Raw genomic sequence first — 11,816 nt, forward strand, 5'->3', positions numbered from 1 at the left:
AGGTGATCTTATATAATGATTGAAAAAGTTATTAACAAGGTAAAGGAGTACGACAAAACTGAAAATGATATTAACTTAATATTAAAAGCCTATGACTATGCGCTGAAAGCTCATGAAGGGCAGTACAGAAATTCTGGGGAGCCTTATATTGTCCATCCAGTAGAGGTTGCAATGATACTTGCTAATTTAGAGCTTGATGTTTCTACGATAGCCAGTGGGCTTCTTCATGATGTCATAGAAGATACATCTATCACTTATGAGGATATAAAGAATGAATTTGGACAAGAAATAGCAGATTTAGTTGATGGTGTAACAAAGCTGGGTATGATTGAATATAAATCAAAAGTGGAACAGCAAGCTGAAAACATGAGAAAAATGCTCATTGCAATGGCAAAAGATATAAGAGTGATAATGATAAAGCTTGCAGACCGTCTTCATAATATGCGTACGCTTAAATATTTAAGTGAAGAAAAGCAAAAGGAAAAAGCACAGGAGACGCTTGAAATATATGCACCTATAGCCCATAGATTAGGTATGTCAATGATAAAGTGGGAGTTGGAGGATTTATCATTGAGATACCTTCACCCTGATGATTATTACAGTCTTGTTGAAAAGGTTGCAAAGAAAAGAAAAGAAAGGGAAGAATCGATAAAGGAACTTATCGATAAATTAAAAGAAAAGTTAAATGAGATCGGGATAAAAGCTGAAGTTGATGGAAGACCAAAACATTTTTACAGCATATACAAAAAAATGAAACAGCAAAATAAGACTTTTGAGCAAATTTATGATTTAATGGCAGTAAGAGTAATAGTAAATACCGTAAAAGACTGCTATGGAACGCTTGGTGCTGTTCACACGTTGTGGAAGCCTATGCCGGGTAGATTTAAGGATTACATTGCTATGCCAAAACCTAATATGTATCAGTCACTTCATACAACAGTAATTGGTCCTAAAGGTGAACCATTTGAAATACAAATACGAACATGGGACATGCATAGAACTGCTGAATATGGTATAGCAGCCCACTGGAGATACAAAGAAGGCAAGTCTTACGAAGATGAATTTGATGCAAAACTTTCGTGGCTACGTCAGCTATTGGAGTGGCAGAGGGAGCTTAAAGATGCAAAGGAATTTATGGAGACATTAAAGATAGATTTATTCACAGATGAGGTTTATGTCTTTACGCCTAAAGGTGATGTTATAAGTCTTCCAGCAGGTTCTACACCTATTGATTTTGCTTACAGCATTCATACAGAAATAGGTCATAGGCTAAATGGTGCTAAAGTAAATGGGAAAATAGTGCCTATAGATTATGAGCTTAAAAATGGAGATATTGTAGAAATTCTGACGACTACTAATAGTGATAGAGGTCCTAGCAGGGATTGGCTTCAAATAGTAAAAAGTTCACAAGCAAAAAATAAGATACGGCAATGGTTTAAAAAAGAAAAACGAGAAGAAAATATAGAGCGGGGAGAAGAGATATTTTATAGAGAACTGAAAAGGCATGGGATACAGCAATCACAATTAAAAGGAGATATAATGGAATCTGTATTAAAAAAGCTTAACATGCATTCAGAAGAAGATTTATTTGCTGCAATTGGATTTGGTGGACTTGCTTTAAATCAAATAATACCACGCATTAAAGAAGAACTCAAACAAATAGAGAGTGAAAATAAAAAACAAAATACACCAGTTGTTGAGATAAAAAGGAAGCCTAAAATTGGTGGTATGGGCGTTATCGTCAAAGGCGAAGACAATGTCATGGTTAGATTTTCAAAATGCTGTTCACCAGTTCCAGGTGATGAAATAGTAGGCTATGTTACAAAAGGTCGTGGAGTATCAATACACAGGAAAGATTGTCCCAATATAAAAGACTATGTGTATGACAAAAATAGGATAATAGAAGTTGAATGGGATCAAGGCAAAAATATTGCATATCAAGCTGATATTCAGATCATGGCAAATGACAGATATGGGCTTTTAACTGATGTCACAAGTATTCTTGCTGACATAAAGATATCAGTTAGAGCGGTTAATGCTAGAACGACAAAAGATAATGTGGCTATAATAAATTTAACTTTGGAGATTACATCAAGAGAACAGCTTGAGAAGATTATGAATAAGTTAAAAGCTCTCGATGGTGTTACAGATGTGTACAGAATAAGTGCATAAAATTTGCATTTAAAAATAAAACATTACGTTATTGGAGGAATAAGAGTGAGGGCTGTCGTACAAAGAGTTTTACATGGAAAGGTTACTGTTGAAAATACAATAGTGGGAGAAATAACAAAAGGACTTGTTGTCTTGGTGGGTGTTTCTATAGATGATACGTTAGAAGATGTGGATTATATTGCTGATAAAATAGCAAATTTGCGGATTTTTGATGATAATGATGGAAAGATGAATTTTTCTATACTAGATGTAGGTGGGGAAATTTTGCTTGTGTCACAGTTTACGCTTCTTGGCGATGTAAGAAAGGGAAGAAGACCTAATTACATGAATGCTGCAAAACCTGATGATGCACTACATTTATTTAATAAGCTTTGTGAAAAATTAAAAGGCATGGGATTTTCAGTTAAAACAGGCAAATTTGGAGCAATGATGCAAGTATCTTTGACAAATGACGGGCCTGTGACAATACTCTTGGACTCGAAAAAAACTTTTTGAGGAGAGAATACAATGATAAACGACATTAATATTAAAAGATTTGTATTGGGACCATTTCAATCTAACTGCTATGTATTATCTGTAAAAGGTAGCAATGAATGCGTAATGATAGACCCGGGGACGCCCGCAAAAGAGATTGAAGATTATATAGAGAAAAATAATCTTAGCTTAAAATACATTTTAATTACGCATGGACATTTTGACCACATAGGTGGTGTTGATTTCTTTAGAGATAGATTTAAGGCAAAGGTCTGTATTTCAGCAGATGATTCAGTTATGCTTTCAGATACCCGCCTTAATCTATCTGATATAAGCTTTAAGAAAATAGTTGTTAAAAATGCTGACATTTTGCTGAATGATGATGATACTTTAGAATTAAATAATGATATCATCATATCTATTATTCATACACCTGGACATACACCTGGTGGATTATGTTATAAGGTAGATGGTGTTTGCTTTTCAGGAGACACACTTTTTAAAGGTTCTATAGGACGGACAGACTTTCCAGGTGGTAATTACAGCGAAATAATAGATTCAATAAAGAATAAATTGTTTGTCTTAGACGATGATTTGATAGTCTGTCCAGGTCATGGAGATATGACTACTATAAAAGAAGAAAAACTTCACAATCCGTTTTTATAATTCGATATTTTATATATTTCATCGGAATCTGGAGGTAGTATCTCTATTTTTTTGTTTCCATCTATCAAGAATTTCCCATGCTCTGTAATTTTACCTATTATGGTTGCTTCGATATTGTGTTTCTTTAATTCATTTACTATTTTACTGCCATTTTTTGATGTAATTATCATTGACCCACTTGAAATAAGTTTAAGGGGGTCTATATTAAAAAAGCTGCATATGATTTTAGTTTCTTCCCTTATTGGGATTAAATCATTATATATTTCAATACCTTTTTTTGATGCCTCAGCAATCTCATAGGCTGCACCTAATAAGCCACCTTCAGTAATATCGTGCATAGAATTTACTCCATGTTCCGCCGAAATTAGTCCATCTTTTACTACGCTTAGTTCATTTATAAAACTTTTAGCATTATCTAGTGTTTTAAGCGAAATATGCTTTTTAAGAATGTCATAATAGTCATTTGCAATAATAAATGTTCCCTCAAGTCCCAAAGCTTTAGTGACGATTACATCATCATTTAATTTAGCTCCACCTGTCTTTATGAATTTGTTTTTTTCACAGATTCCTACTGCTGTAGTAGATATGATGGGCTTATTAACAGATGATGTAACTTCGCTGTGGCCACCAAGGACTTCTATATTAAGTTCTTTAGCACCTCTATCTATTTCTTTCATGATTTCATACAATAATTCTTCATTTGAACCAGACGGCAATAAGATTGTTTCAAGAATACCAATTGGCTTTGCACCGCATGATGCAATATCATTGCAAGAAATGATTATCGATAGATAGCCACTTAGATTATTTGAAGCTGTTATGGGATCAGAAGAAAGTATAACAGCATATTCACCAACTTCAATAACACTACAATCTTCACCTATGCCTGAATGCACCAATACATCGCTTCGCTTCAAGCCGAGATTTGTATAAACAAACTTTGATAGCACGTCTGCCGGTACTTTTCCTTCTTTCATTCTGCAACACATCCTTTAAGAATTTTAGTACATATCTATATTAGCACAAATAATTTTTGCGTTCCACATCAATACAATATGATAAAATATATATACGGATATGGAATATAAATTGGTTAGGAGGTGTTATACATGAAAAATAATAGTAAATTTAAAAAAGTAGCTACATTAGAAAATGAGATAGAAGCAGGCCTTTTGGACGGTATACTTAACGATCGAAATATCCCTCATGCTATATGTTCATACAATGATTTGGTCTATGACGGCATATATCAGATGGTTAAAGGTTGGGGTTATGTCAGCTCTACAGATTTTTATAGCCAGGATATCGTAGATATATTAAATGATATTCGCAAGTCTTCAAATGATGACTGATTTACTTTTTCAATTAACGCCAGTTTATAGAGGGAATATGAATTTGAAAAAAGTCTATAGACAAATATAAAATATTGTGATATTATATTTAAAAGAAAAGATTGAGCATCCTTTAACTGGTCCTGCGAGGCTGGCAAGGAGTTTAAAATGTGCATCAACTTCTTGCTTTATCAAGAAGTTTTTTTATGGAGGTATAGTCTTGAATTATAAAGCGGAGATAATGGATGAAAAGGCAATTGATAGAGCATTAATCCGTATATCACACGAGATTGTAGAAAAAAATAAAGGAATAGAAAACCTCGTTTTAATTGGTATCATGCGTAGAGGTGTGCCACTTGCAAATAGGCTTGCAAGATATATAGAAAGAATTGAAGGGAAAAGACCTCCTATAGGATCACTGGATATAACGCTTTATAGAGATGACTTAACAACGAAACTGGAGCAGCCAATTGTTAAAAAACGTGATATAGGGGTAGATGTCATAGGTAAGATTGTCGTGCTGGTTGATGATGTTATATATACAGGAAGAACTGTAAGAGCTGCGATGGATGCTGTCATTGATTTAGGTAGGCCAAAATCAATACAGTTAGCAGAACTTATTGATAGAGGACATAGGGAACTTCCTATTAGACCAGATTATGTAGGCAAGAATGTTCCAACATCAAAAAGTGAAATTGTAAGTGTGATGCTTGAAGAAGTTGATAATGTAAATAAAGTTATAATAATTGAATAATAACCTTTAAATTAGTCCAGCGAGACTGATAAGGGAGAATTGCGATTCTCCCACTTATTAAAAAGGAAGGGAGATTTTTTATGGAATTTTTTAAATTTGTAAAATTCACAAAAGACATATTATTATGTATTAAGAGCAGAGCCATTTTTATCTAATAAAAATGGTTACTGCTCTATTTTTTAATAAAAAAGAAAGGATGATAAGAAGTGATAAAAAAAGATGTATTGGGCATTCGTGACATGTCCAAGGAAGATTTAATAGAGATCCTTGATACAGCGAAAGAAATGAAAAAAATTATAGAGGGTGAAAAAATTTCGGACATTTTAAAAGGTAAAACAATTATAACAATATTTTTTGAGCCCAGTACAAGAACAAGGTTATCATTTGAAATGGCAGCTAAGTATTTAGGTGCACATTTTGGGAATATAGAGACTAAAACCAGCAGTGTAATAAAAGGTGAGTCTCTCATTGACACCGTAAGGACAGTAGAGAGAATGAAAGCGGATGTGATAATAGTACGTCATAATATGTCTGGTGCTCCGCATCTTATGGCAAAATATTTAAATGCATCTATAATAAATGCCGGAGATGGCTTAAATGAGCATCCTACACAGGCTTTATTAGATTTGATGACGATAAGAGAAAAAAAGGAATCTTTTAAAGGATTAAAGGTAGTCATCATTGGTGATATAGTTCATTCTAGAGTTGCAAGATCAAATATGTGGGGACTTTTAAAATTGGGGGCGGAAGTGAGATTAGCAGGGCCTGCCACATTATTGCCAAAAACTTTCGAAAAATTAGGTGCAAAAGTCTATTACGACATAGATAAAGCCATAGAAGATGTTGACGTTGTAATGGGACTTAGAATCCAACTAGAAAGACAAAAAAGCGGATTATTTCCATCAAAAGATGAATTTGCCAGATATTTTGGTATCACATCTGAAAGGATGAAACTTGCTAAAAAGAATGCTATATTGATGCATCCAGGACCAATTAACAGAAATGTAGAAATTTCATCCGAAACAGCAAATTCAGGGTATTCGGTAATTGAGGAGCAAGTAACAAATGGTGTAGCAGTTAGAATGGCACTTTTAAAATTATTATGTGAAAGGAGAAAAAATAATGAAAACAATTATTAAAGGTGGAACAATAATAAATGGATATGGAGGAAATGAGAAAGCAGATATTTTAGTAGATAATGGGAAAGTAGAAGCAATAGAAAAAACGATAGAGTCAAATGATGCATTAATTATAGATGCCAATGGAAAATATGTTTTACCGGGATTTGTCGATATGCATACACATTTAAGACAACCTGGATTTGAAGAAAAAGAGACTATAAAGACAGGTACCCATGCCGCCGTTGCAGGTGGATATACAACAGTCGCTTGTATGCCTAATACAAATCCAGTGATAGATAATGAAGTTGTCGTAGAATATATAAAAAGCATTGCAAAGAGGGATGGATATTCGAAGGTAATACCTATAGGGTCAATGACTAAGGGAATGATGGGTGAAGAAATTTCCGAAATGGCAAAATTAAAAGATGCGGGTATTGTGGCATTATCGGATGATGGACATCCAATAATGAATGCCGGACTTATGAAAAGAATAATGATATACGGCAGCATGTACGACTTGCTGATGATTACCCACTGTGAAGATAAAATGTTAAGCGGTGAAGGTGTCATGAATAATGGTTTGATATCAACTATGATAGGGTTAAGGGGAATACCACATGAAGCAGAAGAAGTTATGATTGCAAGAAATATAATATTAGCCAAGTCTACAGGTGCAAGACTTCATATTGCACATGTATCAACAAAGGATAGTGTGGAACTAATAAGGAGAGCCAAGGCAGATGGAGTAAATATAACAGCAGAAGTAACACCTCACAACCTATGTCTTACTGAAGAAATTGTAGATGGTTTTGACACAAACACAAAAGCATATCCCCCTCTAAGAACAAAAGAAGATGTTGATGCGCTTATTGAAGGTTTAAAAGATGGGACAATAGACGTTATCGCTACAGATCATGCCCCACATACAAAAGATGACAAAAAAGTTCCATATGAGATAGCAGCATTCGGAATATCAGGGATCGAGATTGCCTTTTCCGTAATTTACACATATCTTGTAAAAAATGGCTTGATCACTTTAGAAGATCTAGTAAGTTATATGTCTATAAATCCAGCAAAGCTTTTAAAAACATCATATGGAATAAAAGTGGGCAATGCTGCAGATATAACGGTAGTTGACACGAACAAAGAATATACGGTAAATGTAGATAATTTTAAATCAAAGGGTAAAAATTCTCCATTCAACGGTAAAAGATTAACTGGTGTTGTTGAATATACATTAGTAGACGGAAAAATAATTTATAAAAACAATGGCAAATTTGAAGAATGTAATGTATAATATATATAGAATAATTATACGTTAAAATGAATAAATATTAAATAGAGGTGTTTAATATGTTTTCAGATAAATTAATAAATGCCATAAAGTCTAAAAATAATCCAACAGTTGTAGGTTTAGATCCTAGGATTGAAAGTATTCCGGAATTTATAAAAGAAATAGCTTTTAAAAAGTATGGAAATAATGTTAAAGGAATATCTGAAGCTATTTATTATTTCAACAGAGGAATAATAGATTCGATCTTTGATGTAGTTCCTGCAGTGAAAATTCAAGTTGCATTTTATGAAGTTTATGGACCGGATGGTTTTGATATATTTTTCAAAACAGCAAAATACGCTAAAGAAAAGGGATTAATGGTTATAGCGGATGTGAAAAGAGGGGATATAGCTGATGTGGCGGAGATGTATTCTAAAGCATATCTGCAAAATGAATATATCGATGCAATTACTGTAAATCCTTATATGGGAGAAGATACTATTACTCCATATATACACGACGTTATTGAGCATGAAAAGGGATTGTTTATACTTGTGAAAACATCAAATAAAGGGTCATACACAATTCAAAATTTAGAAACTGAAAATGGTACTGTATATGAGAATGTAGCAAATATGGTGAATAAGATTTCTAATCTTGTGAAAGGCAAGCTAGGGTATAGCTCAATAGGTGCTGTTGTGGGAGCGACCCATAAAGAAGAAGCTAAAATACTCCGAGAAAAAATGCCATCAGTGATTTTTCTAGTACCTGGGTATGGTGCTCAAGGAGCCACGGCAGAAGATGTAACAAATTGTTTTGATGAAAATAATTTAGGTGCAATAGTGAACTCTTCCAGAAAAGTTATCTTTGCTTACAAAAGTCAATACTGGAAAGATGTTTATTCTGAATATGAGTATGCACAGGCAGCAAGGTCTGAAGTTCTTCTGATGAGAGGCATGATAAATAATGCGCTTTTAAAAAGAAAGTATATAGCTTGTTGAGGTGGAATATGAAACACACTATCATAAGAAATGATGAAATAAGAAGTGGCGTATTTAGGATGGAGTTTGATTTTGCAGATATCCCTATGCCGGGACAATTTGTCATGATAAACTGTGGTGGAAATACTTTATTGAAGCGGCCACTTAGCATATGTGATTTTGAAAAAGACAAAATGACAGTTGTATACGAAGTAAGAGGAAAAGGAACGTATAATCTTTCGAAGATGAAAATTAGCGATGAAATTGATGTAACTGGGCCTCATGGACACGGTTTTGATATCTTTGATAAATTTAATAACATTCTTGTAGTTGGAGGCGGTATAGGTATACCTCCGCTATTGTATCTTTCAAAAAAATTAAAATCAAAAAATATCAATATTGTACTTGGTTTTAGAAGCGATGCCTTTCTTATAGATGAATTTAGTAAATATGGTAATGTTTTAGTAACTACAGAAGACGGAAGCTATGGTATGAAAGGATATGTAACAGATGCTATGAAAGAAATTATAAATGAAGTTGATATAATTTATGGCTGCGGCCCTAAACCGATGCTAAATGCTATAAAAGATATCTCAGAAAAATATAAGATACCATGTCAAATATCAGTAGAAGAGCGCATGGGATGTGGGATTGGAGCGTGCATGACATGTGCATGTAAGACTGTAGCTGAGGATGGATACCACTATAAAAAAGTTTGCAAAGATGGACCTGTTTTTTGGGCTAAGGAGGTGGTGTTTTGAGCTTAAAAGTTAATATAGGAAATTTAGAATTTAAAAATCCTATATTTGTAGCATCTGGTACATTTGGCTTTGGCAAAGAGTATTCACAATACGTTGATCTAAATAAGCTAGGAGCAATAATGGTAAAGGGGCTTACTTTAAATCCCAAAGAAGGCAATCCACCACCCCGTATATATGAAACGCCGTCAGGAATTTTAAACAGTGTAGGATTACAAAATCCCGGTGTAGACGGGTTTCTTAAAGATGAATTGCCTTTCTTAAAAAAAATTGACACAAAAATAATTGTAAATATAGCAGGTGAAACAATAGAAGAATTTGTAACTATAGCTCAAAAACTTGATATAGATGGTGTACATGCGTTGGAACTTAACGTCTCATGTCCAAATGTAAAAGAAGGTGGAATGGCATTTGGAGTAAATCCCAATAGCATATACGAAATAACCAAAAGAGTTAAAGGTGTAACAAGCAAAATTGTGATTGTAAAATTGACGCCAAATGTTGCTGATATAAAAATTTATGCAAAGGCGGCTGAGGATGGTGGAGCGGATGCGGTGTCGCTTATTAATACAATTACAGGCATGGCAGTTGACATAAACTCAAGAAGACCAATATTCAAAAATATATTTGCGGGTTTATCGGGACCTGCAGTAAAGCCTATAGCACTTAAATATGTGTATGAAGCGAAAAAGGCCGTGTCAATTCCAGTGATAGGGATGGGCGGAATTTCTTCTGCTGAAGATGCTATAGAGTTTATGATAGTTGGTGCAACTGCTGTTGCAATTGGAACTTATAATTTTATTAATCCAACATGTACGATGGATATTCTTGAAGGTATAAAAAAATACATGAACGAAAACAATGTTTCCGATATAAATCAGATAATCAATAGTATTAACGTATAAATATTATGGTAAACTAAAATATCTAAGAAAGGACAAGTGAGGATGGATAGAAAAGAAATATTAAAAATATTAAGTGAATTAAAAGTACTAAATAAAGGGCACTTTTTGCTGACGTCGGGAAGACATAGCGATACGTATCTTCAATGCGCAAAAATATTTCAATATCCTGAATACAGTGCTTTGTTTGCAAAAGAAATAGTGCAAAGATTTAGTGGTGAAAAAATAGATATTGTAATTGGGCCTGCTATTGGAGGAATTATATTTGCGTATGAAGTTGCAAGACAGTTAGGTGCAAAAGCGCTGTTTGCGGAAAGAGAAGAAGGGATTATGAAGCTTAGGAGAGGATTTGAAATAAATGAAGGTGATAATGTACTTGTAGTAGAAGATGTTGTTACAACAGGTGGTTCCGTGAAAGAAGTTATAGAACTTGTAAAAAATTACAATGCAAATGTTGTCGGTGTTGCAAGTATTGTTGATAGAAGCAATGGCAAAGTTTATTTCGGCATCAAATTCGAATCTGTAATATCGCTTGATGTTATATCGTATGAAAGTAAAGACTGCCCGCTATGCAAAGAAGGGTTACCGGTTGATAAGCCTGGTAGTAGGAAGTTTAAATAAGAGGTTGTTATCAACCTCTTATTTTGATAATTAAAATACTTGTAGTATTAAGCACTTTAAATATTCGGTTTCATTGGAAGCTAGTAAAATCGGGTGATCTTTTGACTGTGTTCTTTTTTCAATTAACCTGATGTTTTTGCGAGTATCATATGCTGCATCCTTAATTATATCGAGAAAAGTGTCGGGACTTATATGTTGCGAACATGAGCATGTAATAAGAAATCCGCCTTTATTTATGATTTTCATTGCACGTAGATTTATCTCTTTGTATCCTCTAATAGCACCTTTGACTGTTTCTTTATTTTTAGTGAAAGCTGGTGGGTCAAGAATCACCACATCAAATTTTTTCTTTCCCTCATCATATTTTTTTAATAAATCAAATGCGTTATCGCATGTAAAATGGCATCTATCTAAATATCCGTTGAGTTCTACATTTTTTTTCGCAATATCTAAAGCTGCCTGTGATATATCGACAGTTTCAACGCTTTTAGCACCGTAATGCAGCGCATGAACAGAAAATGAGCCTGTATGGCTGAAACAATCTAAAACATCGGCTTCTTTTACGTATTTCTTAATTGCAGCTCTATTTTCTTTTTGATCTAAAAAATAACCGGTCTTTTGTCCGTTTTCTAGGTCAACCCAAAATTTTACACCATTTTCTTCAAACTGTTGAATCGTATTAAAATTGCCATATAAATAGCCCTTCGTTTTGGGAAGGCCTTCGATTTCTCTAACGCTTACATCATTTCTTTCATATATGCCTT

General features: G+C 33.8%; 13 protein-coding genes (1 of these 13 cut by a window edge). 11 read left to right on the plus strand and 2 right to left on the minus strand.

Annotation, left to right across the window (positions count from 1 at the left end; genetic code table 11):
- The first annotated feature begins 15 nt into the window (after positions 1–15).
- The 3 genes from Q2T46_RS15170 to Q2T46_RS15180 are packed head-to-tail and all read left to right on the plus strand — an operon-like array spanning position 16 to position 3,312.
- Positions 16–2,172, plus strand: a complete 2,157-nt coding sequence (locus Q2T46_RS15170; RefSeq protein ID WP_209454360.1) for a bifunctional (p)ppGpp synthetase/guanosine-3',5'-bis(diphosphate) 3'-pyrophosphohydrolase — start codon at positions 16–18, stop codon at positions 2,170–2,172.
- A gap of 45 nt (positions 2,173–2,217) precedes the next feature.
- Entirely contained in the window at positions 2,218–2,667 is a 450-nt protein-coding gene (gene dtd / locus Q2T46_RS15175) for a D-aminoacyl-tRNA deacylase (RefSeq protein WP_303264819.1), read from the plus strand.
- Between the two features lie 12 nt (positions 2,668–2,679).
- Positions 2,680–3,312 (plus strand): MBL fold metallo-hydrolase, encoded by a 633-nt coding sequence (locus tag Q2T46_RS15180; RefSeq protein WP_303264818.1) that lies wholly within the window; start codon positions 2,680–2,682, stop codon positions 3,310–3,312.
- Here the strand turns inward: Q2T46_RS15180 and Q2T46_RS15185 are convergent.
- The gene (locus tag Q2T46_RS15185; RefSeq protein WP_303264817.1) at positions 3,294–4,289 is read right to left on the minus strand and encodes an AIR synthase family protein; all 996 of its coding nucleotides are present in this window, start codon (positions 4,287–4,289) and stop codon (positions 3,294–3,296) included. The two genes, Q2T46_RS15180 and Q2T46_RS15185, sit on opposite strands and share 19 nt — an antisense overlap.
- A 132-nt stretch (positions 4,290–4,421) precedes the next feature.
- Between Q2T46_RS15185 and Q2T46_RS15190 the strand changes: the two genes are divergently transcribed.
- The 8 genes from Q2T46_RS15190 (at position 4,422) to pyrE (ending at position 11,052) form a co-directional block, all read left to right on the plus strand.
- On the plus strand, positions 4,422–4,664 hold the full coding sequence (locus Q2T46_RS15190) for a hypothetical protein (RefSeq protein WP_303264816.1): 243 nt from the start codon (positions 4,422–4,424) through the stop codon (positions 4,662–4,664).
- 199 nt (positions 4,665–4,863) lie between these two features.
- Positions 4,864–5,397, plus strand: a complete 534-nt coding sequence (gene pyrR / locus Q2T46_RS15195; RefSeq protein WP_209454365.1) for a bifunctional pyr operon transcriptional regulator/uracil phosphoribosyltransferase PyrR — start codon at positions 4,864–4,866, stop codon at positions 5,395–5,397.
- Positions 5,398–5,603: 206 nt separating this feature from the next.
- Complete coding sequence (locus Q2T46_RS15200; protein ID WP_303264815.1) at positions 5,604–6,536, plus strand: aspartate carbamoyltransferase catalytic subunit; 933 nt, start codon at positions 5,604–5,606, stop codon at positions 6,534–6,536.
- A complete protein-coding gene (locus tag Q2T46_RS15205) occupies positions 6,520–7,815 on the plus strand; it encodes a dihydroorotase (RefSeq protein ID WP_303264814.1) in 1,296 nt (431 codons plus the stop codon). Before Q2T46_RS15200 ends, Q2T46_RS15205 begins: the two co-directional genes overlap by 17 nt.
- Before the next feature lie 56 nt (positions 7,816–7,871).
- Positions 7,872–8,792 (plus strand): orotidine-5'-phosphate decarboxylase, encoded by a 921-nt coding sequence (pyrF, locus tag Q2T46_RS15210; RefSeq protein WP_303264813.1) that lies wholly within the window; start codon positions 7,872–7,874, stop codon positions 8,790–8,792.
- Between the two features lie 8 nt (positions 8,793–8,800).
- Positions 8,801–9,532: a dihydroorotate dehydrogenase electron transfer subunit gene (locus Q2T46_RS15215; protein ID WP_303264812.1), complete on the plus strand. Its 732-nt coding sequence runs from the start codon at positions 8,801–8,803 to the stop codon at positions 9,530–9,532.
- Positions 9,529–10,434, plus strand: coding sequence for a dihydroorotate dehydrogenase (locus Q2T46_RS15220; protein ID WP_303264811.1), 906 nt, complete (start codon positions 9,529–9,531; stop codon positions 10,432–10,434). Before Q2T46_RS15215 ends, Q2T46_RS15220 begins: the two co-directional genes overlap by 4 nt.
- A gap of 42 nt (positions 10,435–10,476) precedes the next feature.
- Complete coding sequence (gene pyrE / locus Q2T46_RS15225; RefSeq protein WP_303264810.1) at positions 10,477–11,052, plus strand: orotate phosphoribosyltransferase; 576 nt, start codon at positions 10,477–10,479, stop codon at positions 11,050–11,052.
- A 30-nt stretch (positions 11,053–11,082) separates the two neighbouring features.
- Here the strand turns inward: pyrE and Q2T46_RS15230 are convergent, their stop codons facing one another.
- Positions 11,083–11,816: the 3' portion of a class I SAM-dependent rRNA methyltransferase gene (locus tag Q2T46_RS15230; protein ID WP_303264809.1), read on the minus strand. Its footprint extends 442 nt past the window's final position; the window shows 734 of its 1,176 coding nt (coding positions 443–1,176); its start codon lies beyond the right edge, outside the window; it ends in the stop codon at positions 11,083–11,085.

Origin of the sequence: Thermoanaerobacterium sp. CMT5567-10 (genome assembly GCF_030534315.2) — a bacterium.
Lineage (GTDB): Bacteria > Bacillota > Thermoanaerobacteria > Thermoanaerobacterales > Thermoanaerobacteraceae > Thermoanaerobacterium.

Excerpts from the sequence above, each read along its gene's own strand:
- Q2T46_RS15190 (WP_303264816.1), top strand. The coding sequence starts at position 4,422 with ATGAAAAATAATAGTAAATTTAAAAAAGTAGCTACATTAGAAAATGAG.
- Q2T46_RS15215 (WP_303264812.1), top strand. The coding sequence starts at position 8,801 with ATGAAACACACTATCATAAGAAATGATGAAATAAGAAGTGGCGTATTT.
- Q2T46_RS15170 (WP_209454360.1), top strand. The coding sequence starts at position 16 with ATGATTGAAAAAGTTATTAACAAGGTAAAGGAGTACGACAAAACTGAA.
- Q2T46_RS15180 (WP_303264818.1), top strand. The coding sequence starts at position 2,680 with ATGATAAACGACATTAATATTAAAAGATTTGTATTGGGACCATTTCAA.
- Q2T46_RS15185 (WP_303264817.1), bottom strand. The coding sequence starts at position 4,289 with ATGAAAGAAGGAAAAGTACCGGCAGACGTGCTATCAAAGTTTGTTTAT.
- pyrF (WP_303264813.1), top strand. The coding sequence starts at position 7,872 with ATGTTTTCAGATAAATTAATAAATGCCATAAAGTCTAAAAATAATCCA.
- pyrE (WP_303264810.1), top strand. The coding sequence starts at position 10,477 with ATGGATAGAAAAGAAATATTAAAAATATTAAGTGAATTAAAAGTACTA.
- Q2T46_RS15205 (WP_303264814.1), top strand. The coding sequence starts at position 6,520 with ATGAAAACAATTATTAAAGGTGGAACAATAATAAATGGATATGGAGGA.